Annotated in this window: 21 protein-coding genes; 8 read left to right on the top strand and 13 right to left on the bottom strand. The window is 56.8% G+C overall.

What is annotated here, in order from left to right; genetic code table 11:
- The first annotated feature begins 61 nt into the window (after nucleotides 1–61).
- From Q9R35_RS01575 to Q9R35_RS01550, 6 genes are all read left to right on the top strand, one after another.
- On the top strand, nucleotides 62–1357 hold the full coding sequence (locus Q9R35_RS01575; protein WP_081251441.1) for a glutamate-5-semialdehyde dehydrogenase: 1296 nt from the start codon (nucleotides 62–64) through the stop codon (nucleotides 1355–1357).
- 3 nt (nucleotides 1358–1360) lie between these two features.
- Complete coding sequence (locus Q9R35_RS01570; protein ID WP_042482023.1) at nucleotides 1361–1777, top strand: CopD family protein; 417 nt, start codon at nucleotides 1361–1363, stop codon at nucleotides 1775–1777.
- A 1345-nt stretch (nucleotides 1778–3122) separates the two neighbouring features.
- Entirely contained in the window at nucleotides 3123–4472 is a 1350-nt protein-coding gene (locus Q9R35_RS01565) for a class I SAM-dependent RNA methyltransferase (RefSeq protein WP_231691408.1), read from the top strand.
- Between the two features lie 216 nt (nucleotides 4473–4688).
- The gene (locus Q9R35_RS01560) at nucleotides 4689–5207 is read left to right on the top strand and encodes an RDD family protein (protein WP_086046113.1); all 519 of its coding nucleotides are present in this window, start codon (nucleotides 4689–4691) and stop codon (nucleotides 5205–5207) included.
- A gap of 43 nt (nucleotides 5208–5250) precedes the next feature.
- Nucleotides 5251–6162 (top strand): Hsp33 family molecular chaperone HslO, encoded by a 912-nt coding sequence (gene hslO / locus Q9R35_RS01555; protein ID WP_026483073.1) that lies wholly within the window; start codon nucleotides 5251–5253, stop codon nucleotides 6160–6162.
- 79 nt (nucleotides 6163–6241) lie between these two features.
- On the top strand, nucleotides 6242–7069 hold the full coding sequence (locus Q9R35_RS01550) for a hypothetical protein (RefSeq protein ID WP_311219252.1): 828 nt from the start codon (nucleotides 6242–6244) through the stop codon (nucleotides 7067–7069).
- Between the two features lie 225 nt (nucleotides 7070–7294).
- On the opposite strand, the gene ftsB is transcribed toward Q9R35_RS01550, so the two are convergent.
- The 4 genes from ftsB to Q9R35_RS01530 form a co-directional block, all read right to left on the bottom strand.
- Nucleotides 7295–7600: a cell division protein FtsB gene (gene ftsB, locus Q9R35_RS01545; protein ID WP_042482320.1), complete on the bottom strand. Its 306-nt coding sequence runs from the start codon at nucleotides 7598–7600 to the stop codon at nucleotides 7295–7297.
- Between the two features lie 45 nt (nucleotides 7601–7645).
- A complete protein-coding gene (gene eno, locus Q9R35_RS01540; protein WP_009456510.1) occupies nucleotides 7646–8932 on the bottom strand; it encodes a phosphopyruvate hydratase in 1287 nt (428 codons plus the stop codon).
- A gap of 354 nt (nucleotides 8933–9286) precedes the next feature.
- Nucleotides 9287–9733 carry a MarR family winged helix-turn-helix transcriptional regulator gene (locus tag Q9R35_RS01535; RefSeq protein WP_052362907.1) on the bottom strand — a complete coding sequence of 149 codons (447 nt, stop codon included), beginning with the start codon at nucleotides 9731–9733 and terminating at the stop codon, nucleotides 9287–9289.
- Between the two features lie 2 nt (nucleotides 9734–9735).
- Nucleotides 9736–11304, bottom strand: coding sequence for an MFS transporter (locus Q9R35_RS01530; protein ID WP_042482324.1), 1569 nt, complete (start codon nucleotides 11302–11304; stop codon nucleotides 9736–9738).
- A gap of 163 nt (nucleotides 11305–11467) precedes the next feature.
- On the opposite strand from Q9R35_RS01530, the gene Q9R35_RS01525 reads away from it, so the two are divergent.
- On the top strand, nucleotides 11468–12193 hold the full coding sequence (locus tag Q9R35_RS01525) for an SDR family NAD(P)-dependent oxidoreductase (protein WP_311219251.1): 726 nt from the start codon (nucleotides 11468–11470) through the stop codon (nucleotides 12191–12193).
- A 131-nt stretch (nucleotides 12194–12324) separates the two neighbouring features.
- On the opposite strand, the gene Q9R35_RS01520 is transcribed toward Q9R35_RS01525, so the two are convergent.
- The 8 genes from Q9R35_RS01520 to Q9R35_RS01485 all read right to left on the bottom strand — a co-directional run bounded on the left by Q9R35_RS01520 (nucleotide 12325) and on the right by Q9R35_RS01485 (nucleotide 19608).
- Nucleotides 12325–12609: a DUF1330 domain-containing protein gene (locus tag Q9R35_RS01520; protein ID WP_042482331.1), complete on the bottom strand. Its 285-nt coding sequence runs from the start codon at nucleotides 12607–12609 to the stop codon at nucleotides 12325–12327.
- Between the two features lie 18 nt (nucleotides 12610–12627).
- Nucleotides 12628–13479 carry a 3-deoxy-8-phosphooctulonate synthase gene (gene kdsA, locus Q9R35_RS01515; RefSeq protein WP_042482334.1) on the bottom strand — a complete coding sequence of 284 codons (852 nt, stop codon included), beginning with the start codon at nucleotides 13477–13479 and terminating at the stop codon, nucleotides 12628–12630.
- A 76-nt stretch (nucleotides 13480–13555) separates the two neighbouring features.
- A complete protein-coding gene (locus Q9R35_RS01510) occupies nucleotides 13556–13936 on the bottom strand; it encodes a VOC family protein (protein WP_086069915.1) in 381 nt (126 codons plus the stop codon).
- 88 nt (nucleotides 13937–14024) lie between these two features.
- Nucleotides 14025–15671, bottom strand: coding sequence for a CTP synthase (locus Q9R35_RS01505; RefSeq protein WP_063693062.1), 1647 nt, complete (start codon nucleotides 15669–15671; stop codon nucleotides 14025–14027).
- 148 nt (nucleotides 15672–15819) lie between these two features.
- Nucleotides 15820–17598, bottom strand: a complete 1779-nt coding sequence (locus Q9R35_RS01500) for an aminopeptidase P family protein (protein WP_063693060.1) — start codon at nucleotides 17596–17598, stop codon at nucleotides 15820–15822.
- 93 nt (nucleotides 17599–17691) lie between these two features.
- The gene (locus Q9R35_RS01495; protein ID WP_042482349.1) at nucleotides 17692–18345 is read right to left on the bottom strand and encodes a CoA transferase subunit B; all 654 of its coding nucleotides are present in this window, start codon (nucleotides 18343–18345) and stop codon (nucleotides 17692–17694) included.
- Nucleotides 18346–18364: 19 nt separating this feature from the next.
- Nucleotides 18365–19063: a CoA transferase subunit A gene (locus Q9R35_RS01490; RefSeq protein ID WP_009456533.1), complete on the bottom strand. Its 699-nt coding sequence runs from the start codon at nucleotides 19061–19063 to the stop codon at nucleotides 18365–18367.
- A gap of 122 nt (nucleotides 19064–19185) precedes the next feature.
- The gene (locus Q9R35_RS01485; protein WP_199264840.1) at nucleotides 19186–19608 is read right to left on the bottom strand and encodes a thioesterase family protein; all 423 of its coding nucleotides are present in this window, start codon (nucleotides 19606–19608) and stop codon (nucleotides 19186–19188) included.
- A 182-nt stretch (nucleotides 19609–19790) separates the two neighbouring features.
- Here Q9R35_RS01485 and Q9R35_RS01480 point away from each other — a divergent pair, with 182 nt between their 5' ends.
- Nucleotides 19791–21437, top strand: coding sequence for an electron transfer flavoprotein-ubiquinone oxidoreductase (locus tag Q9R35_RS01480; RefSeq protein WP_311219250.1), 1647 nt, complete (start codon nucleotides 19791–19793; stop codon nucleotides 21435–21437).
- An 89-nt stretch (nucleotides 21438–21526) separates the two neighbouring features.
- On the opposite strand, the gene Q9R35_RS01475 is transcribed toward Q9R35_RS01480, so the two are convergent.
- Nucleotides 21527–22414: a DMT family transporter gene (locus Q9R35_RS01475; protein ID WP_253248775.1), complete on the bottom strand. Its 888-nt coding sequence runs from the start codon at nucleotides 22412–22414 to the stop codon at nucleotides 21527–21529.
- Nucleotides 22415–22474 lie beyond the last annotated feature (60 nt).

Genomic DNA, 22474 nt, shown 5'->3' with positions numbered 1-22474 from the left:
ATACCCCTTAATCTCTTAATTGTTGCGATAATGCTCTCTTGAACCGGAGAGTTACACGGCTATGAACGATATCACCCAGTCCTCTGCCGCCACCCAGGCCGGCGATCTGTCTTCCATGATGCAAGATTTGGGCAAGCGCGCCCAGCTTGCTGCCCGTCGCATGCGCGCCGCCACTGGCAAAGCCAAGGCCGATGCCCTGCGCTATATGGCTGATGCCCTGATTGAGCAAAAAGCCCAGTTGCAAGCAGCCAACGAACTGGACTTGCAGGCTGCACGTGAACGTCAGATTCCCCCGGCCATGATCGAGCGTCTGGTCCTGTCGGACCGTGCCCTGGAGATCATGACCACAGGCCTGCGTCAGATTGCCGACATGGACGATCCGGTCGGTCAGATCAGCGCCTCACGCACCCGCCCTAACGGCATGCGTGTGGCTCAAATGCGTGTGCCTTTGGGTGTCATCGGCATCATTTACGAATCGCGCCCCAATGTGACCATTGACGCCGCCGCCCTGTGCCTGAAATCCGGCAACGCCACGATTTTGCGCGGCGGTAGCGAAGCCTTTCACTCCAACCAGGCTTTGGCACAGATTATCTCCAGCAGCCTGGAACGTGCTGGTTTGCCCAAAGAAGCCGTGCAAGTGGTTCCCACCACGGATCGCGATGCTGTTGGCTTGCTCGTAACCATGAACGACTACGTGGACGTCATTGTCCCGCGTGGTGGCAAGAGCCTGATCCAGCGACTGAGCGCCGAAGCAACGGTCCCTCTGATCAAGCACCTGGACGGCAACTGCCACGTCTATGTAGATGAATTTGCCGATCTGGAAAAAGCGACCCGCATCGTGTTCAACGCCAAGACCTACCGTTACGGTATTTGCGGCACCATGGAAACCTTGCTGGTTCACCGCAGTATTGCCCCGGCTTTCCTGCCAGAAATGGCCCGCCAACTGCAGGAAAAAGGAGTGGAACTGCGTGGCTGTGAACAGACCCGCGCTCTGGTCGCCAACGTAGCCCCCGCTACCGAAGAAGACTGGGAAACCGAATTTGCCGCAGCCATTCTGGCAATCCGCATTGTGGACTCCATGGATCAGGCCATGGATCATATTGCCCAGTACAGCTCCGAGCACACAGAATCCATCGTGACGGAAAACCTGAGCCTGGCCGAGCGCTTCCAGCGCGAAGTGGACTCCAGCTCCGTCATGGTGAACCTGCCTACCTGTTTTGCTGACGGCTTCGAGTATGGCCTGGGTGCCGAAATCGGCATTTCCACCAACCGTCTTCATGCCCGTGGCCCGGTCGGCCTGGAAGGCCTGACGACCTACAAATGGGTCTTGCATGGCAATGGCCAAATGCGTGGTTAAATCATGCTTTGGCTAAAAACATTTCACATCTTGTTTGTGACCTCCTGGTTTGCGGGGCTGTTCTACCTGCCCCGCATCTATGTCAATCTGGCCCAGGAGCAAGATGTCAGGACCTATGAAACGCTCTTGGGCATGGCCCGGCGCCTGTATCGCTTTATGGCCCCTTTGGCCATTCTGACCCTGCTGACAGGCCTGGGATTATTTTTGTATTACGGCATAGGCAAAGGACAGGGCTGGATGCACGCCAAACTGACCCTGGTCTTGATCCTGTTTGCCTTTCACGGTGTGTGCGGACGCTATCTGCGGCAGTTCCAGCAAGGGCAGCAAAGCCGCTCACACGTATTCTTCCGCTGGTTCAATGAAATTCCGGTCATCGTTCTGCTGCTGGTCCTCATCCTGGTGGTTATAAAACCCTTCTAATACCTAATTCATGTCAGACCAATCTGAACGCAAGACACTAAGCCTGAGCCCAGGCACTAAAAAGAAAGCCAGCAATGCGGAACCCCGCGTGCGCTCGGGTGCGCGCGCACGTGCGGCCAGCCTGCAGCAAGACCGCCAGGGCGGCCCCAAGCGCGAGTCCCGCCCCTACGTAGAGAAACGTGACCAGGAACGCCGTGAGCGCCCTGCTTTCAACCGCGACCGCACAGACCGCCCCCAATCGGGCGAGCGTCGCGAGTTTTCCGGTGAGCGCCGCGAGCGTCCCGCATTCAACCGGGACCGTGACAGCCGTCCACAATCGGGTGAACGTCGCGAGTTCTCCGGTGAGCGCCACGAACGTCCCGCATTCAACCGGGACCGTGACAGCCGCCCGCAAACGGGTGAGCGTCGTGAGTTCTCCGGTGAACGCCGTGAGCGTCCCGCATTTAACCGTGATCGTGACAGCCGTCCGCAATCGGGTGAACGTCGCGAGTTTTCCGGTGAGCGCCGTGAGCGCCCAGCATTCAACCGCGACCGTGACAGCCGCCCTCAATCTGGCGAACGTCGCGAGTTCTCTGGTGAACGTCGCGAGCGCCCAGCATTCAACCGCGACCGTGACAGCCGTCCACAATCGGGCGAACGTCGTGAGTTCTCCGGTGAGCGCCGTGAGCGTCCCGCATTCGACCGCAACCGCGAAGGCCGTCCACAATCGGGTGAAAGTCGCGAGTTCTCTGGTGAACGTCGCGAGCGTCCAGCATTCAACAGAGACCGTGACAGCCGTCCCCAAACGGGCGAACGCCGTGAGTTCTCTGGCGAACGCCGTGAGCGTCCAGCATTCGATCGCAACCGTGAAGGCCGTCCACAATCGGGTGAACGTCGCGAGTTCTCTGGTGAACGTCGCGAGCGTCCAGCATTCAACAGAGACCGTGACAGCCGTCCCCAAACGGGCGAACGTCGTGAGTTCTCTGGCGAACGCCGCGAACGTCCCGCATTCAACCGGGACCGTGACAGCCGACCACAATCGGGCGAACGTCGCGAATTCTCCGGTGAGCGCCGTGAGCGTCCCGCATTCGACCGCAACCGCGAAGGCCGTCCTCAATCGGGCGAGCGTCGTGAGTTCTCCGGCGAACGCCGCGAACGTCCCGCATTCAACCGTGACCGCGACAGCCGTCCTCAATCGGGCGAGCGTCGTGAGTTCTCTGGCGAACGCCGCGAACGTCCCGCATTCAACCGGGACCGTGACAGCCGACCACAATCGGGTGAACGCCGCAATTTCTCGGGTGAACGCCGCGAACGTCCTGCCTTCAAGAGCGACAATGAGTCCTCGGAGCGTACCCCTGCCGGCAAGATGCCCAGCAAGCTTTTTAGCCCGGCAGGTGACTCCGATGCCTTTCCTCAGTATGTCTCGCCTATCCAGCGTGTAGACAGCCCCCAGGCCCCCAAGCCCGGTCAGCGCCTGCCCGATAGCAATATCGAGCAAAACGAGCGCGTCCAGGTCAAGGCCCTGCAAGGCGAACGCTACCGTCTGTTTGCTCCCTGCCCACAAGGGCTGGAGGAGGCGCTGTCGCTGGAACTGCAGGCACTGGGCTACGAGAACGTCCAAACCGGCCGTGCGGGTTGCCATTTTGACGCGGACTGGATCGGCGTCATGCGTGCCAACCTGTCCTCGCGACTGGCGACACGCATTTTGCTGGAAGTCTCGCACGCTCCTGTCACCAACGAGGAAGACATTCTGGCCCTGGCCCGCGTGACTCCCTGGGAACGCTGGTTCGGCCCCGAGCAGACACTGCGTGTCGATACCTCGGCGGTACGCAGCCCCATGCAAAGCCTGCAGTACTGCAATCTGCGCGCCAAAGACGGGATTTGTGACCGCCTGCGTGATCTGGAAGGTGCACGTCCTTCCATCGATACCGTACGCCCGGATGCCAAGGTGCATTTGTTCCTGGACGAGACCAGTGCCACCTTCTATCTGGATACCAGTGGCGAGTCCCTGTTCAAGCGCGGCTGGCGTCATGACAAGGGCGATGCGCCTTTGCGTGAAAACCTGGCAGCCGGCCTGCTGGCCCTGTCTGGCTGGGACCCCAGCAAGCCTTTGATCGACCCTTTCTGCGGTAGTGGCACGATTCTGATCGAAGCCGCCTGGATGGCTTTGGGAGCGCCTCCCGGAATCTGGCGCCCCTTCCACTTCGAGCGTCTGCGCTGCCACGATCAGCGTTTGTGGCGTGACATCAAGGACGAAGCGCGTTCCATGATCGCTCCTCGTCTGGATACGCCGCTGATTGGCTACGACATCAACCCCACCGTTCTGGATGCCGCCCGTTCCAACCTGGAGCGCTCGCACCTGACGCTGGAGACGATTCGCTTCGAGCAAGGCGATGCCCTGAAGATTCGTCCAGAAACAGAAGCCGGCTGGATTGTCACCAATCCTCCTTACGGCGAGCGTCTGGAACATCAGGACGAGGACTTCTGGCCAAACTGGGCCAGCAATCTCAAGCAAAACTTCGCCAACTGGAGCGTGAACATGATCAGCAGCGACCTGGAGTTGCCGCGTCATATGCGCCTCAAGCCCAAGCGTCGTTACCCGCTGTACAACGGTGCTCTGGATTGCCGCCTGTTCTGCTTTGACATGGTTCCGGCCAGCTATCGCAATAACGAGGCAGCCTCGGACGCCAGCGAAGACTCGGCCAGCGCCGAATAAGCCTCAAGCAGTCTTGCACAAGGCGACAAGGGCCAAGTCCATGAAAATGGCTTGGCCCTTGTTTATTGGGATAAGCCCCCCATCTATCTTGAGTACTTTTCCACCCTTTTGGGGCCCGCCCGACTCCAGGCCTTCTGTTCCAGCCCTGAACCGGCAGCATTCCGTTAGGCGGCGATATACGCGATAATGGCAGTCTTCCCTGCCTCAAGACGCACCATGACACCCACATTCACCACTCCTGGCCGCTGGCGACGCTTTGCCTGCATGATGTATGAATCCATCCTGCTGTTTGGCGTTATTTTCACCACCGGCTATCTGTTTGATACCTTGACCCAAAGCCGTAGCGGCCTGGATCTGCGACATGTGCGTCAGGTCGTTCTGTTTATCGCGCTGGGGATTTATTTCGTGCTCTGCTGGCGCAAAGTAGGCCAGACCCTGCCCATGAAAACCTGGCACATGCGCCTGGTGAACGAGCAAGGCCAGATTCCTGCCCTGCCTACCTTGCTGCTGCGTTATATTCTGTTATGGCCCCTGCCTTTGCTGGGGGCTTTGCTGGTTCAGCTTCTGTCTGTCTACACAGGCTATGCGTCCACGGACCTTCTGATCGTGTTTACGCCTTTCCTGAACTTTATCTGGACCTGGTTCGACAAGGACCAGCAGTTCCTGCACGACCGTCTTAGCAAGACTCGTCTGATCGATGCGCGCCCTACCCGTGTTACTTCGGCAGCCACCTGAGCAGGCAGGCTGCCTCTTCATTTTTTAGTAGTACAGCAAAGTCATGACCGACATTTTAAAAAAATACCTGTTCGCCGACCAAAGCACACGAGCCCAGATTGTTCACCTTGAGCAAGCCTGGCAAATGGGTCTGGAACATCAGCACTACCCTGCCTGCATCCGCGACTTGCTGGGCGAGCTGGTGGCCGCCTCGGTGCTCCTGGCGGGCAACCTCAAGTTTGACGGCTCCCTGATTTTGCAAATCCAGGGGGATGGCCCAATTGCCTTGCTGGTGGTGGAGTGCACCTCGGACATGGATATACGTGCAACGGTCTCGCTGCGCGAGAACCATCCCGTGCCTCAAACCGGCACCTTGCAAACCCTGCTGAACCCGCAAGGTCAAGGCCGCTTCACTGTGGTGCTGGCTCCGCGTCAAAGCAGCAAGGATTTCCGTCCTTACCAAGGCGTGGTGCCTCTGGAAGGCGAGACCGTTGCCGAAGTTCTGCAAACCTATATGCGCACCTCCGAGCAGCTGGATACCCACCTGTGGCTGGCTGCCGACGAGAACCGTTGTGCAGGTCTGTTGCTGCAACGCATCCCGCCCCAAGGCGGCCACAGTCTGGCTCAGAACCTGGACACCTGGGAGCGGGCCCTGGCGTTGGGCTCCACCGTCCAGACGCAAGAATTGCTGCAACTGGATAGCGACACCTTGATTCACCGCCTGTTCTGGGAAGAAGACCTGCAAGTCTTTGAACCTCAGTCCGTGCGCTGGCATTGCCCCTGTTCCCGTCAACGCGTCAGCAATATGCTGCGCATGCTGGGACGGGAAGAAATCGAGCAAATGCTGGCCGAGCAAGACACCATCAATGTGTCCTGCAACTTCTGCGGCAAGCCCTATCAGTACGACGCAATTGATTGCGCGTCCCTGTTTGTCGACAAGGGCGATACCCAACCGGGTGACGATACCCTGCACTAAGCAAAAACCACTACGAGGGACTACGCCCGCACAAGTCCTTCTACCGAACTAAAAGACAGTCAGCCATGATGGCAACATCATGGCTGATTCTTTTTCTTCACCCCAGCATCAATCCGGTTTGGCAGGCGCTCACATCATGGGCGCCCTGCTTGCGATCATCCTGCTGAGCTGGCTAGTGCTGGACGTGCTGACGCTGTACTCCTTGCGCGTACGCCTGCAGCACAGCCTGTTGCAGGCAGCTCGTCAGGCCAGCGTGCATCATGCCCAGCCTGAAACCATTGCCCTGGCATTCAGCCAAACACTGACTGCTGCCAAAGTGCCACTGCACGATCAATGGCAGATCCAGATCCTGTCGCCCTCACCACAGGCTTTTATGCTGCATGGCAGGCCTTCCCGGCTTCATGAGGGGCGCACAAGCATTACCCAGGGCTGGCAGGCGCAACAAGCGGATCAAGCCAGCCACGGCGGCCCCAGCATCTACCAGGCCAACACATTGCACTTGTACCTGCTCTATGCCCATAAGCCGGGCCCTCTTTCCTTGCTTCGCCTGCTACCCAAGCTTGCTGCCAGCATGCCTGGCCCTTCGGGTTCGGCAGCGGTCTGGCTCCGCCTGGAAATCAGGCACCCCATGCAGTCTGATGCCGTGCAGTGGGATGACTTGGCTGATGGTCGGGTCGTCTATGCCCAGCAGACTGAAAACGAGCTTGCCTTGCCAGTTTCCCAAACAGGCTGGTCCACAGATCTGGAGCCAGCAGAACCGCCATCACCGGACGGGGATGGCCGTCTGCCATCAAGGGATGGCCCTGCTCAAGGATCAGGTGATGCTTCCCCTTCTCCAGGGCCTGCCGCCCCCACACCAGACTCAGGAGGAGCTGACTACTCACCTCCAAACCCTGCTTGCTACTAATCGCCGAGCCAGCCAGAGGGCGGTGGCGGGTGGCGGGTGGCGGGTGGCGGGTGGCGGCAGCATAGGACGCGATCAACGCATTCCTGACCCAAGCGGGAAACAGACTTACAGTCGCCGCAATAAGCAGTTGTGGCCGTAGTCGGGACAGCAATAAGGGAACAAAGAAGAATGATCAGAAAGGAACTGGCTGCTCAGCCGTTCCAGCAGCGCCTTGCACGCTACTTCTTAACGTGGGCTGCTTGTCGTGGTAGCCGAACCACCGGGAGGCACGATCTGCACAAAGATCTCGCCTTCACGCATCATGCCAAACTCGCTACGGGCGCGCTCTTCAACTGCGTGGGTACCCGAACGCAAATCCTGAACCTCGGCCAGCAAGGCGTTATTACGCGCTGTCAGGGCCTCGTTGGTCTCTTTTTGCGCGACCAGCCTGGTCTGCATTTGCCGTACGTCCAGCCAACCGCCTTTGCCCCACCATAAAGCGTAATGGGTTACCAGGGTCAAACACAGCAGGAGCAGAACGATCAGGCGCATGGTGATATAAGAACCGGGTCTTGCGACCCGGTTCATCAAACAGAATTAGCGCAGATTATAGAACGCTTCGCGACCTGGGAAGGTAGCAACTTCTGCCAATTCTTCTTCAATACGCAACAACTGGTTGTACTTGGACATGCGATCGGAACGGGACAGGGAGCCTGTTTTGATCTGCATGGCATTCGTAGCCACAGCGATATCCGCAATCGTGGAGTCTTCGGTTTCACCCGAGCGGTGCGAAATTACAGCGGTGTAACCAGCGCGCTTGGCCATTTCGATGGCAGCAAAGGTTTCGGTCAGGGTGCCGATCTGGTTGATCTTGATCAGGATGGAGTTACCGATACCCAGCTCAATCCCTTTCTTCAGGATCTTGGTGTTGGTCACAAACAAATCGTCACCAACCAACTGGATCTTGTCGCCCAGTTGCTGGCTCAGAATGCGCCAGCCGTCCCAATCGTCTTCGGCCATGCCGTCTTCGATGGAGATGATGGGGTACTTGTCGCACCAGTTGGCCAATAGGTTGGCAAAGTCTTGCGAGCTCAGGGACACGCCGCCTTCGCCAGCCAGGTGGTATTTGCCGTCGCGGTAGAACTCGGAAGCGGCGCAGTCCAGGGCCAGAGCGATCTGGGTGCCGGGCTCGTAGCCAGCTTGTTCGATAGCGCGCAGGATCAGTTCGATAGCGGCTTCGTGGTTGGCCACGTTAGGAGCAAAACCACCCTCGTCGCCCACAGCGGTGGACATGCCCTGATCGTGAATCAGGCCTTTCAGGGTGTGGAACACTTCTGCACCCATGCGCAGCGATTCGCGGAAGCTCTTGGCGCCCACGGGCATGATCATGAACTCTTGCAAGTCCAGGGTGTTGTTGGCGTGTGCGCCACCGTTGATGACGTTCATCATCGGTACGGGCATGGCCATGGCACCGCTGCCACCGAAGTAGCGGTACAGGGACAGACCCGAATCATCAGCAGCGGCACGGGCCACAGCCATACTGGCAGCCAGCATGGCGTTGGCGCCCAGGCGGCTCTTGTCTTCGGTACCGTCCAGCTCGATCAGGGTGCGATCGATAAAGGTTTGTTCTTGAGCATCCAAGCCCATCAAGGCTTCGGAGATCTCTGTGTTCAGGTTTTCAACAGCGCGCAAAACACCTTTACCCAGGTAACGGCTCTTGTCACCATCACGCAGCTCCAACGCTTCGCGAGCGCCAGTGGATGCACCAGAAGGAACGGAGGCACGCCCCATAGCGCCCGATTCGAGCAATACATCACACTCCACCGTTGGATTACCACGGGAGTCCAGAATCTCGCGGCCAATAATATCTACGATTGCACTCATGATTTTGACAGTCCTGCCTGAAGTAGCATTAAGCTAGATAAGTTAAACAATCCTGCTGCCGGGCGTATCGCCGTAAACCGATGTGAAGATCAGCTTGAAAAGGCGCCTAGCCTGGAAGTTGAAAAGATCAGCAAGCGCGACAGCTATAGTGCAATCAGCGCCCCCTGCCCTCCTGCTAAAACAGGATTGTACCTGCCCATGACACAGCCGTGCCATGTCTGGTCCCGAAAGCTGGAAAAAAGCCTGGATTCAAGACCCTGCCTTCATCCTGATCGAAACCGGCACGTGTTTATTATCACCAGAAATTCCGAGACTAGGCGGCGTCTCTGTAAATACAAAAAGTACCGATACGTCTCAAAGTAAATCTTTGTCGGCTGCTTTCAACAAGGCGCTTTCCCAGTTGCCCAGCAAGGTAATCAACTGGTTCAGGTCTTGATCGGAGAAGTCTTGCAGCATGGCCTCCACCAGGCGACGGCGACGCGGCAAGGTGGCCTCGACCAGCTCACGACCAGCTGGACTGAGGCGCACATTGGTCAGCCGATTGTCCTGCTCGTCCGTGAAACGCTCGACCAGTCCCAAAGACTCAATGTTCTTCAACTGCCGTGTCACCGCAGCCGGATCAATGCGCAGCAAGCGCACCAATTGCTTTTGAGACAGGCAACCGTCCTCTTGGTACAGGCAAATCAGGACACGCCAGCGTGGCAAGGGCATGCCCAACTGCTGATCAAACGCCGCCATCAGACTGCGATACGTGCGCCCCAGTTGCTGAGCCGCTTGAAGTTGCGGAAATTCATTCATCATGTTCAAGACTGTTCTTGACGATTAAATCGTATCGGCGGCACTTTACGCACCCAATAAAAGCACCAGACTATCAGCAGCAAGGTCACGGCCATCCCCATATTGACGGCATGTGCCAGGGCATCGCGGGCCAAGCCCAGATACATCTGGCCGTCCTGCCCCGCCTGCTCCAGAAATTGTGTCTGCTGGCTCACACTCATCAAGACCTGCGGGTCTTGCAGCGAATTCACCAGACTGGCAGGCAAAGTCGTCAATTGCGTGCGGATGGCTTCACCATACTGGTAGTTGATCAGAGTTCCCACGACAGCGGTTCCCAACATGCCCCCCACCATGCGCATGGACTGTAGCATGGCCGTGGCAATCCCCAGCATGGAGCGCTCTACAATTTCCTGCGCAAACACGGTCAGATTCGGCATGATGCAGCCAACCCCGGTGCCGGCAATGGTGGCATACAACACAAAATGCCAATGAGGGTCGGTTTTCTTGATAAACACCATACCCAGACAAGCAATCGTCAATAGCACCAGCCCCAAATACAGCATCAGGGTAGGACGACGCAGACGCGTAATCGTACGGCCATTAATGATACTGCCCACGGTAATGAACACGACCAAGGGGGTGATCAATAAACCGGCTGTTTGAGGTCGCAGACCGTAGCCCCCCTGCAGCAATAAAGGCGCGTAGAACAAGAGTCCGAACAGGATAAAGCCCAAACCCGCAGACAGAACCAGCAAAGAGAATTGAGCGGGGCTACTGAACAGAATCAAAGGCAGCAAGGGTTCCGCAACCCGTCGCTCCCAAGTCACCAGCAGGACAAAAGCCGCCACACTGCACAACCCCAGCAAGACCATCAGATAACTGCCGCCATATTGAGGCAGCAGCTCTACCAGCAGCTGAATACAGGCCAAACCGACCATCAACAAAAAAGCACCCAAATAGTCCATGCGGACCTGGGTTTGACGAAAGTGACGGATCTGCGGCAAGTAACGATAGACAAAATAAAGGCTGAGCAAGCCGACAGGCAAATTCACATAAAACACGGAGCGCCAGCCGTAGTGCTCAGTCAGAATTCCACCCAGAAAAGGCCCTATCCCGTTCGCAATCCCGAAGGACGCGCTCAGCATCACTTGCCAGCGCAAACGCACACGAGGATCGGGAAACAGATCTGGTACACAGGCAAACGCCGTCCCGACCAGCATGCCCCCGGCTATCCCCTGCAAGGCACGAGCCAATACCAGTTGCAACATGCTTTGCGCCATGCCACAAAGCACGGACGCCAGGGTAAACAAGACAATGGACACCAGCACAAAACGGCGGCGTCCGTAAAAATCCCCCAGGCGACCAAAAATAGGAACGGTAATCACCGAAGTCAGCAAATACGCTGTTGCCACCCAGGCATACAGCTCAAAACCATGTAGTTCGGACACGATGGTGGGCAAGGCTGTCCCGACCACGGTCTGATCGATGGCCACCAACATCACCACAAAGCACAGACCCATCATCGCCAGTATGGATTCCGTGACTGACAAGACACGCCCTGGCGTTTTTTGTGCTGCTTCCGATGCGTTTACCATTTCTATTGACCATGCAATTATTGCCTAGTCAACTATTTTACGAGCGAGTGAAAAACCTGACAAGCCATGCCTGAATCAAACCCCATCCCACTATCCCGGTACACAATGGCAATCATTCGGAGAGCCAGGCTTTCCAAACAAATCTGCCCCACAGGAAAACCGTATGAATATCATGATTGTTGGTGCCAGCATGGGTCTGGGACGCGCCTTGATGGATGGCTTGGCCCAAGATGGCAACACGCTGTATGGCGTGGCCAGACGGCCTCCCAGCGCCTTGACCAGTTCCCTGCACCCGGACGCCAGTGCCCGTCAATATTGGATCAGCGCTGACCTGTCCCAGCCTGACGCCGCCAGCCAACTGGCAGCCGCCTGCCCGGAATCGCTGGATGTGCTGATCTACAACCTCGGGATTTGGGAAGACACGGCATTCAGTGAGGAATACGATTTTCTATCGCAAAGCGATCTGACCATCCGTCGTCTGGTCGATGTGAATCTGACTGGGGCCTTGCTAGCTATACGACATCTGCTGCCCCATTTGTTACGCAGCAAACAACCCCGCCTGATTCTGACGGGCTCCACCTCGGGTCTACGTCAAAGCGGCCGTCCGGAAGTTGCTTTCGGCGCGACAAAATTTGCCCTGAACGGTTTGGCTGACAGTCTGCGCGAAGGCTACAGGGATCAAGGCCTGGCCGTCACCTGCTTGCAACTGGGCTATCTGAATATGGAAGATGGCCTGGATGTACCGCTGCACACCGCTGCTGAACGGGACCAGGGCGAGACCATTCCGGTGCATGATGTACTCACGATTGTGCGCAGCCTGCTGCAACTGTCTCCCGCCAGCTTTATACGCGAACTGACCCTGCCTGCCCTGCGCGACCCTCGGTTTTAAACAGCAAAACAAGCGGATATCCTTTCTGGAATATTGAACGAAAAGATCGGGCCCTATACCTAGGCCCATAAAAAAAGGGAGTGTTTTCACACTCCCTTTTTCCTGCCTGACTACATGGCGGAGTCCGCTTTTTACAGACCTTGCACCACGTACATGGTCATTTTGGCAGCACCTTCACGGGCTTGACGGGCACGACGGTATTCCTCGGAATCGTGGAAAGCCTGAGCTTGCTCCAGCGTGTCGAACTCCATGACCACGGTACGCAAAGGCGCATTGCCTTCCAGAGTGACCGTTTCACCGCCCCGCACCAACACTTTCACGTTGTGGGTTTTCATGGCGATGCTGGAAAACTCTTGGTACTGCTTGTACTGCTCGGGGTTCGTTACTTCGACATTAGCAATCAAAAATGCGGACATAGTGTCTCCAAACTACTTTTAATAGCCGTGCTGCAAGGCACCGCTGTTTTTAACAATCGAATCGATCTGTTGCAGTGTCCGTAGCAAATCTGCCATCTGCGACAGGGGGACAGCATTCGGGCCATCCGACAAGGCCTTATCCGGATCAGGGTGGGTTTCCATGAACACGCCCGCCACACCTGCTGCAACGGCAGCACGCGCCAGGACAGGCACAAACTCACGCTGGCCGCCCGAGGTCGTGCCCTGGCCACCCGGCAACTGGACCGAGTGCGTAGCATCAAACACGACCGGGCAATCCGTGGCACGCATAATCGCCAAGGAGCGCATGTCGGACACCAGATTGTTGTAGCCAAACGAAGCGCCACGCTCACAGACCATGATGGTGGAGCCATCACCGCCCATTTCCATTGCCGCTGCACGTGCTTTTGCCACCACTTGCACCATATCCTGAGGGGCCAGGAACTGGCCCTTCTTGATATTCACGGGTTTCAGGGTAGCGGCGCAAGCCTGAATAAAGTCGGTCTGACGGCACAGGAAAGCCGGTGTTTGCAGCACATCCACGACGGCAGCCACATCATCAACCTGGTCTTTATCGTGCACATCGGTCAGAACCGGCACTTTGTAGTGCGAGCGCACATCCGCCAGAATCTGCAGACCTTCCGCCATGCCGGGGCCACGGTAAGACTTGTCCGAACTCCGGTTGGCCTTGTCAAACGAGCTTTTGTAGATAAAGGGGATGCCCAGAGCCGAGGTAATTTCGGCAAGCTGACCCGCTGTATCAAACGCCATTTGACGCGATTCAATCACACAAGGGCCAGCGATCAGAAAAAAGGGCCGATCCAGGCCAACGTCGTAACCGCATAAATCCATAATAGACCTCGTTTCAGTATTGCTGCATTCTCCCACATTCCTGAAGGCGGTGCTGCACCGCAGTGCAGCATGCCTGTCAGCCCAATCGTTCGGAGATTTCGATCAGGTTCAAGTCCGGGTCGCGCACATAGACGGAGCGAATCGGGCCGATGGCACCCGTACGCTGTACAGGCCCCTCAATAATGGGCCAGCCTTGTGACTGCAAATGCTCGATTACCTGCTCCAGCGGAATATTGGCGATAAAACACAGGTCCAGCGCCCCCGGCACTGGCAAATGCGCCTTGGGCTCGAACTCCTGCCCGCGCACATGCAAATTGATCTTTTGCGAGCCAAAGCAGAAAGCAATTCGCCCCTGCCCAAAGACTTCCTGCTTCATGCCCAGAACTTGTGTGTAGAAATGGGTGGTGGCTTGCGGGTCAGTACAGGTCAGCACCAAATGATCCAATTGTTCGATCATGCTTACTCCCAGGAAAGCGGGTAACAGACTCTGTCGCCCCGAATGAAAAAGCCCGCGTCGCGCGGGCCTTTTCAGTCATACCAAATTATCAAGCTGTTTTTTTCTGGCGTTCCAGAGCAGCTTTGATATAGCTGGTAAACAGCGGATGGCCATCACGCGGCGTGGAAGTGAATTCCGGGTGGAATTGCACGCCCATGAACCAAGGATGATCAGGCAGTTCCATGATTTCTGGCAGGTTCTCGGTAGGAGTACGAGCAGAAATCACCATGCCCACTTCTTCCAGACGTGGCACGTACAAGGTGTTGACTTCGAAACGGTGGCGGTGACGTTCATTCACTTCCGGACCGTAAATGGCTTCAGCACGCGAACCTGGTTTCACCGGGCAACGCTGTGCGCCCTTGCGCATGGTGCCGCCCAAATCGGAGGAACCATCACGGTGCTCAATCTTGCCTTCGCGGTCTGCCCATTCAGTAATCAGGGCCACAACCGGGTGCACGGCCGATGGATCGAATTCGGTGGAGTTCGCACCCACCAGATTGCCCACATTGCGAGCAAACTCAACCACGGCTAATTGCATGCCCAGGCAGATACCCAGGAATGGCACGCCGTTTTCACGAGCGTACTGAATGGCGCGGATCTTGCCTTCGGTACCGCGTTTGCCAAAGCCGCCTGGCACCAGAATGGCATCCAGACCTTGCAGGCAATCGGTACCTTCGTTCTCGATTACTTCGGAATCCAGGTACTCGATATTGATACGGGTACGAGTATGAATACCGGCGTGAACCAGAGCTTCGCTTAGCGACTTGTAGGATTCGGTCAGGTCTACGTACTTGCCGACCATACCGATACGCACTTCGTGCTCCGGATTTTCCAGGGCCTGGACCAGACGATCCCACATGGACAGATCAGCCGGTGGAGGCGACAGCGCCAGGGCATCACACACCAGGCTGTCCAGACCTTGCTTGTGCAGCATGGCTGGAATCTTGTAGATGGAATCCGCGTCCCACACCGAAATCACGGCGTCCATGGGCACGTTGGAGAACAGCGAAATCTTGGCCAGCTCGTCATCAGGAATGACGCGATCAGCGCGGCACAGCAAAGCGTGGGGGTGAATACCGATTTCACGCAGCTTTTGCACCGAGTGCTGAGTCGGTTTGGTCTTGAGTTCGCCGGCCGATGCAATGAAAGGCACCAGTGTCAGGTGAACAAAAGCGGTGTTGTTGCGGCCCAGTCGCAGATTCATCTGGCGGGCGGCTTCCAGGAAAGGCTGGGATTCAATGTCACCCACTGTGCCACCAATCTCGACGATGGCAACATCGGCCTCGCCATTGTAGGCAGCCTTGGCGCCACGAATGATGAAGTCCTGGATTTCGTTGGTAATGTGCGGGATAACCTGCACGGTCTTGCCCAGATAGTCCCCGCGACGCTCTTTGCGCAGCACGGATTCGTAAATCTGGCCCGTGGTGAAGTTGTTGACCTTGCGCATGCGAGCGGAAATAAAGCGCTCGTAGTGGCCCAGGTCCAGGTCGGTTTCCGCACCATCCTCAGTAACAAACACTTCACCGTGCTGGAAGGGGCTCATGGTGCCCGGATCTACGTTGATGTAGGGGTCCAGCTTGAGCATGGTCACGCGCAGACCGCGGGACTCCAGGATGGCAGCCAGGGATGCAGCCGCAATACCTTTGCCCAGGGAGGACACAACGCCTCCCGTTACGAATACATATTTGGTGGTCATTATAAAAGGCGCCTGAGGTCAAATCAGGCGATAGCGGGAAATTTGGATTATAACGGCAAGCGCCCATGCTTGGCGACCTGACAAGTGGCATTTCACAGCGGAAATACCACTTGTCCTTGCAACTATTGACAACAGCAGACGGTGGCGATCAGATCGCCTGCGTCCTTTGCTCAAGCCATTTGCGTGCATCACCCTGAACACGCGGCAAGAGGCGTTCGCGCACTTGCTGATGATATTCATTGAGCCAGTTGCGCTCTGCAGCGGTCAGTAGTGCGGCATCTATACAACGCGTATCAATGGGGCACAGGGTCAGGGTTTCAAAACGCAGAAACTGCCCGTACTCGCTGCGCATGGCCGGTACCGCCGCCACCAGATTCTCGATTCGAATGCCCCACTGACCGGGACGGTACAAGCCAGGCTCGTTGGAAGTAATCATGCCGGCACGCATGGCAGAATGAGGTCCGATACGACCGCGCCAGGAAATGGACTGCGGGCCTTCATGCACATTCATGAAGTAACCCACGCCATGGCCAGTGCCGTGACCGAAGTCCAGGCCCTGCTCCCACAAAGGCTGACGCGCCAGCACATCAATTTGCTGACCGGCAATGCCTTCCGGGAACACCAGCATGGACAAGGACACCATGCCTTTGAGCACCAGCGTGAAGTCACGAATCTGCTCGGCAGATACCTGGCCTACCGGCACGACACGGGTAATGTCCGTGGTCCCGCCCTGATACTGCCCACCTGAGTCGATCAGCAACAGGCCATTGCCATCAATACGGACATGGGACTGCTGGGTCGCCTGATAGTGCGGCATGGCACCATTGGCGTTATAGGCGGCAATCGTGCCAAAGCTGGGGCTGACAAAACCTTCCTGACGAGCACGGGCGGCGCAGATATGTTCATCCACATCCAGCTCATTCACGTCGCTTTGCTGCTCAAACCAGGCAAAGAACTCGCACAGGGCAGCGCCATCCTTTTCCATGGTTTCGCGCACATGATCCAGCTCGGCATCGGTTTTGCTGGACTTGAGCAATTGAGCGGGATTGATGTATTCGACCACATTCAAATGGGCCGCCAGTTGCGCCGCCCAAGCCGTGGTCCGCGCCATATCCAGCAGGATAGGCATGGACGCGGGTAAAGCACGCATGAAGGAAGACAACTCGGTATAGCCTTGAACTTGCACACCGTCTGCAGCCAGCGCTTCCTGTATGCCTGCCGACAGCTTGTTGCCATCCACAAACAGGAACGCCTGATCCGGGCCAATCAGCAAGTACGACAGGAACACCGGGTTATAGGACACATCACTGCCGCGCAGATTCAGCGTCCAGGCAATATCATCCAGTGCGCTCAGCAAATGCCAATGCGCGCCCTGCTCCTGCATGGCAGCGCGGGTGCTGCTTAAATTTTCCTGACGAGTCCGGCAGGCAAAAGGAGGCCGATGCTCCACCACCTGGCCAACAGGCGCAGCAGGCCGGTCTGTCCAGATCGGGCTCAACAAGTCGGCTTCCAGCACCCACTCCAGCTCCGGCGTGGCCTTTTGCCAGGCCAGCAGACTTTGTGCCGACACCGACTGGCTATCCAGTGCTACCCGCGACTGGGCAGGCAAATGTTCCGCCAGCCAGTTGGCCGGCTCAGGCACGCCGGCCTCGCCAGCACGTTGCAATTGAATGCCGCTGCCGTCCAGCTCCTTGGCCGCCTGTTCCCAATAACGGCTATCGGTCCACAAACCAGCCCAATCGGCCGTCACCACCAGAAGTCCGGCCGATCCTACAAATCCGCTGAGCCACTGACGGCTTTTCCAGCGATCAGGCAGGTACTCAGACAGATGAGGGTCAGATGTAGGCCAAATGCTGGCCTGCACGGACTGAAATTGCATTTGTTCGCGCAGCGCCTGCAAGCGTGCGGCAACGGGGGGATGGGCCATGCCAACTTCCTTTACATAAACAGCGTTCACGCACCGATCAAGCATAAAAAAAGCTCCGACTCGCGCCGAAGCTTTTTTAGCCAGAGAAACCGATCAGGCCACAGCGCTGACGTCCAGCGGGACGCCTGTCTTGGACTGAATGTACTCAAGGCTGACTTCTGGTGCCAACTCAAGCAACTTTAAACCATTTTCCGTCACTTCCATCACCCCCAGATCGGTAATGATGAGGTCAACCACACCCACACCCGTCAGGGGCAAGGTGCAAGCAGGCAGAATTTTCAGGTCTTCCGTGCCGTCTTTCTTGGTAGCCACGTGTTCCATCAGGACTACGACACGGCCAACGCCAGCAACCAGATCCATGGCACCGCCCATGCCCTTGATCATCTTGCCGGGGATCATCCAGTTGGCCAGATCACCCTTTTCCGACACCTGCATGGCGCCCAGAATCGCAATATTGATCTTGCCACCACGAATCATGGCAAACGAGTCTGCCGAGGAAAAGATGGACGAGCCAGGCAAGGTGGTGATGGTTTGCTTACCAGCGTTGATCAGGTCAGCGTCAATCTTGTCTTCGGTCGGAAAGGGGCCAATGCCCAGCAAACCGTTTTCCGACTGCAGCCAGACCTCAATGCCTTCAGGCACGTGGTTGGCAACCAGCGTAGGCAAACCAATCCCCAGGTTGACGTAAAAGCCGTCCTGAAGCTCCAGAGCGGCGCGTGCCGCCATTTGATCTCTATTCCAAGCCATTATTATCTTGCCTCGCTAATCAGGAAGAACGAACGGTACGCTGTTCAATGCGCTTTTCGGGCTGGGCATTGAGCACGATACGGTGCACGTAAATACCGGGCAAATGCACATCATCCGGGTCCAGGCTGCCGGTCTCGACAATTTCCTCGACCTCGACAATGGTGATTTTTCCAGCCATGGCCACGTTCGGGTTGAAGTTGCGTGCGGTCTTGCGGAACACCAGGTTGCCGCTGCGATCAGCCTTGTAAGCCTTGACCAGCGACACATCGGGCACCAGGGCCTCTTCCATCACGTATTGCTGACCGTTGAACTCACGAATTTCCTTGCCGTCAGCCACGATGGTGCCCACACCCGTTGCGGTGAAGAAAGCGGGAATGCCTGCGCCACCGGCACGCAGCTTTTCAGCCAGGGTGCCCTGAGGAGTGAACTCCAGCTCCAGCTCGCCCGCCAGATACTGACGCTCGAACTCCTTGTTTTCGCCCACATAGGAGGAAATCATCTTGCGAATCTGGCGCGTTTCCAGCAACTGACCCAGACCAAAGCCATCCACCCCGGCATTATTGCTAATGCAGGTCAGGTTTTTGACTCCGCTATCGCGCAGCGCAGCAATCAGCGCTTCGGGAATTCCGCACAGGCCGAATCCACCTACCGCGACTGTCTGTCCGTCGGCAACGACCCCCTGCAACGCCTCCTTGGCGCTTGGATAGACTTTATTCAATTGACTCTCCAATAACTCTTTAATTGGCCTAAACAGCAAACTTTGTCCAATAATGCCGCTATGCACCATAAGGTGCTATCAGGCATTCTACGACTTGACTATGCTTTCCGTATACGTAAAGCTTAACCCTGAAAAACCGAGTGTATCTGTTTACGCTCATCTTCGGTCCAAGGTTGCGAACCGCCTTGGGGGTTAATGGACACTAGCACACAGCGGCCACGTGCATAAATGACATCCGCTTGATTTGCGTCACCTACAAGGACTTCCAGTTCAATGCTGCTGCCACCGACCTTCAGTAATTTATGCACAATCCGCACAGTGGCCGGATACAGGATCGAACGCAGGAAATCCAGGCTGGCGTGCGCCAGCACCCCGGTACGTGGAGAAGGTGGCACCATGCCCAGCTCCATCATTAACTGGACACGGGCTTCCTCGATGTAGCGAAAGTAGACCGTATTGTTAACATGATTCATGGCATCCAGATCGCCCCAGCGCACGGCAATATCAAAAGTGGCTCCTGCACCAGAATCTACTACTTGTGTCATTACATGCTCTCCTTGCTGATATTTACTGATGAATACGGAAGCCATCGGGCACCGCCCCTGGCCTCTGAACTCAAAACGGGATTGCTCAGACTACAATACAATCGACCGTACGCACAGTACACGAATTTCACCCGCCAACAATCAAGAACAAAGCGCTAAGCCGTAATAGGAGATCAGCAGCAATGTCTGAACGTGAATCGATGGAATATGACGTTATTATCGTCGGCGCTGGCCCTGCAGGCCTGGCCACCGCGATACGTCTGAAACAGCTCGCCCAAGAAAAAGAACAAGAAATCAGCGTCTGTATCCTGGAAAAAGGCGCTGAGGTGGGGGCCCATATCCTGTCCGGCGCCGTCATGGATACGCGTGCTCTGGACGAGCTGCTGCCGGACTGGAAAGCGCAAGGCGCTCCTATTTCGGTAGAAGTGACTGAAGACAAATTCCTTTTCCTGACCGAAAAAGGCGCCCGCAGCACCCCCATGTGGCTGCTGCCCGACTGCTTCAAGAACCATGGCAATTACATCGTTCGCCTTGGCAATGTCGTGCAATGGATGGGTGAACAGGCCGAGGCTCTGGGCGTGGATATTTTCCCCGGCTTTGCCGCTGCCCACATTCTGTACGACGACAATGGTGCTGTTCGCGGCGTGCTGACTGGCGATATGGGCGTGGCCCGTGATGGCACTCACACCGCCCACTACCAGCCCGGCATGGAATTGCTGGCGTCCTACACGATTTTTGCCGAAGGTTCGCGTGGTCACCTGGGCCGTGAACTGACCGAGCGCTTCAAACTGGACGAATCCCGCAATGCACAGAGCTACGGCATTGGTATTAAAGAACTATGGGAAGTGGACCCGTCCCAATCCCAGCCCGGTCTGGTGATTCACACTGCTGGCTGGCCGCTGGATTCGGACACCTACGGCGGCTCCTTCCTGTACCACCTGGATAACAATCTGGTCATGGTCGGGATGGTGGTGGGTCTGGATTACGCCAACCCCTGGCTGTCTCCCTTTGAAGAGTTTCAGCGCTACAAGACCCACCCTGCCCTGCGCGCCACGTTTGAAGGCGGCAAGCGCATTGCTTACGGGGCTCGCTCCCTGACCGCCGGTGGTCTGCTGGCACTACCCAAGCTCAGCTTCCCCGGGGGTGCTCTGGTGGGTTGTGATGCCGGTTTCCTGAATGCCTCGCGCATCAAGGGTAGCCATGCCGCGATCAAATCCGGCTCTCTGGCCGCTGAAGCCGCTTTTGAAGCCTTGCAAGCTGGACGCAAGCAGGATGAACTGTCGCAGTACGCTGAGAAATTCAAACAGTCCTGGCTGCATGAGGAACTGGACAAGGCCCGCAACTTCAAGCAATGGTTCAAGAAAGGCCGCTCGCTTGCGTCCGTCATGACCTTTGTAGAGCAAGGTCTGTTCAAGGGCAAAATGCCCTGGACACTGCGCAACAACAAGCCTGACCATGCCTGTTTGCAGCCTGCGGCCGAATGCGCCCGTATCGACTATCCCAAACCAGATGGCAAGATCACTTTCGATCGTCTCAGTTCCGTGTTTATTTCAAACACCAACCACGAAGAAGATGAACCTGTCCACCTGACGTTGAAAGATCCGTCCGTTCCTGTGGCGGTGAACCTGGCTCGTTACGGTGGCCCCGAAGCCCGCTTCTGTCCAGCAGGCGTGTACGAGTTCATCAAAACCGAAACCGGCGACGACAAACTGCAGATCAACGCACAGAACTGTGTGCACTGCAAAACCTGTGACATTAAAGACCCTACCCAGAATATTGTCTGGGTTCCCCCGCAAGGTGGCGAAGGTCCGGTGTACAACGGCATGTAAAAAACAACTCTGGCCTTGGTGCTATCACCAAGGCCAGAAGTGTAGATGCCAAGAAGAGCCACCCCAGCGGGTGGCTTTTTTGATGTGCTTTATGACTTGCGGCTCCGGCTGGGCCAGTTCACTACAAACAGCCCCAATAGAATCAGGCCAGTCCCCATCAACTCCAGTTGAGTAGGCCATTCGTCCAACAGCAACCAGGCCAGCAGTACCGTCAGCGCTGGTACACCCAGGCTGGACATCCCGGCCAAGGTTGCGCTGACGCGACTGACGACCGCCATCCACAGTAACCAACCTACACCCGTCGCGATAACGCCCAGATACAGTACGCCGCTGAACATCTGCCACTCCATCACGACAGGACGCTGAGGAATCAGAAAGCTCAAGGGCAGAACAATCACAATACCCAGAAGGCACTGCCAGACGGTGGCATTCAACAGCTCCACTCGGTGGCGCTCAAATAGTTGCTTGGAGAACACCGCCCCCAAAGCCCAGCTCACACCACTCAAGGTTGCCAGAACGGAACCGAGTATGCCGCCCATTCCTTCCCAAGGAGCGATCAGGAGCATCAAGCCCAAAATCGCGGGCACCATGCCCATTACGTGACGCTTTTGGGGCCGTTGCCCCAACATGGGCCAGGACAACAGCAAAATCCAGATTGGCATGGTGTAGGCCAGGGCTACCATCTTGCCCGCGCCACCGGCCTGCAAGGAAAACTGGCTAAGCAATTGGAAGCCGGTGGTCTGGAAAATGGCGACGCCCAGACTCAGCTTCCAGGGTGTAGGCCGTAAATGCCCTCCTTTAAGACGCAGCACCAGCCATAAGAAAACGAATGCCACCGCATAGCGCGCCGCAATCAGATCCACTGGCCCGATATAGACGGTCATCGCCTTCATCACGACCCAGCTCATGCCCCAGGTCAGCACTACCAAGCCCATCAGCGCCAAAGCGCCCCTGTCTGCCTGCTGTTCCCCGCTCAAACCTTTCCCCTTTTTATTGAATTCATGGACCGATGTTTTGGCCGCGGTCTCAATGCTAGG

Source organism: Alcaligenes sp. AB3, assembly GCF_031844565.1.
GTDB lineage: Bacteria > Pseudomonadota > Gammaproteobacteria > Burkholderiales > Burkholderiaceae_B > Alcaligenes > Alcaligenes faecalis.
This window is presented reverse-complemented; position numbering and strand designations above follow the sequence as displayed.

Bases quoted from the DNA above. Each gene is read 5' to 3' on its own strand.
- Q9R35_RS01575 (WP_081251441.1), top strand. From the start codon at position 62: ATGAACGATATCACCCAGTCCTCTGCCGCCACCCAGGCCGGCGATCTG.
- Q9R35_RS01570 (WP_042482023.1), top strand. From the start codon at position 1,361: ATGCTTTGGCTAAAAACATTTCACATCTTGTTTGTGACCTCCTGGTTT.
- Q9R35_RS01565 (WP_231691408.1), top strand. From the start codon at position 3,123: ATGCCCAGCAAGCTTTTTAGCCCGGCAGGTGACTCCGATGCCTTTCCT.
- Q9R35_RS01560 (WP_086046113.1), top strand. From the start codon at position 4,689: ATGACACCCACATTCACCACTCCTGGCCGCTGGCGACGCTTTGCCTGC.
- hslO (WP_026483073.1), top strand. From the start codon at position 5,251: ATGACCGACATTTTAAAAAAATACCTGTTCGCCGACCAAAGCACACGA.
- Q9R35_RS01550 (WP_311219252.1), top strand. From the start codon at position 6,242: ATGGCTGATTCTTTTTCTTCACCCCAGCATCAATCCGGTTTGGCAGGC.
- ftsB (WP_042482320.1), bottom strand. From the start codon at position 7,600: ATGCGCCTGATCGTTCTGCTCCTGCTGTGTTTGACCCTGGTAACCCAT.
- eno (WP_009456510.1), bottom strand. From the start codon at position 8,932: ATGAGTGCAATCGTAGATATTATTGGCCGCGAGATTCTGGACTCCCGT.
- Q9R35_RS01535 (WP_052362907.1), bottom strand. From the start codon at position 9,733: ATGATGAATGAATTTCCGCAACTTCAAGCGGCTCAGCAACTGGGGCGC.
- Q9R35_RS01530 (WP_042482324.1), bottom strand. From the start codon at position 11,304: ATGGTAAACGCATCGGAAGCAGCACAAAAAACGCCAGGGCGTGTCTTG.
- Q9R35_RS01525 (WP_311219251.1), top strand. From the start codon at position 11,468: ATGAATATCATGATTGTTGGTGCCAGCATGGGTCTGGGACGCGCCTTG.
- Q9R35_RS01520 (WP_042482331.1), bottom strand. From the start codon at position 12,609: ATGTCCGCATTTTTGATTGCTAATGTCGAAGTAACGAACCCCGAGCAG.
- kdsA (WP_042482334.1), bottom strand. From the start codon at position 13,479: ATGGATTTATGCGGTTACGACGTTGGCCTGGATCGGCCCTTTTTTCTG.
- Q9R35_RS01510 (WP_086069915.1), bottom strand. From the start codon at position 13,936: ATGATCGAACAATTGGATCATTTGGTGCTGACCTGTACTGACCCGCAA.
- Q9R35_RS01505 (WP_063693062.1), bottom strand. From the start codon at position 15,671: ATGACCACCAAATATGTATTCGTAACGGGAGGCGTTGTGTCCTCCCTG.
- Q9R35_RS01500 (WP_063693060.1), bottom strand. From the start codon at position 17,598: ATGGCCCATCCCCCCGTTGCCGCACGCTTGCAGGCGCTGCGCGAACAA.
- Q9R35_RS01495 (WP_042482349.1), bottom strand. From the start codon at position 18,345: ATGGCTTGGAATAGAGATCAAATGGCGGCACGCGCCGCTCTGGAGCTT.
- Q9R35_RS01485 (WP_199264840.1), bottom strand. From the start codon at position 19,608: ATGACACAAGTAGTAGATTCTGGTGCAGGAGCCACTTTTGATATTGCC.
- Q9R35_RS01480 (WP_311219250.1), top strand. From the start codon at position 19,791: ATGTCTGAACGTGAATCGATGGAATATGACGTTATTATCGTCGGCGCT.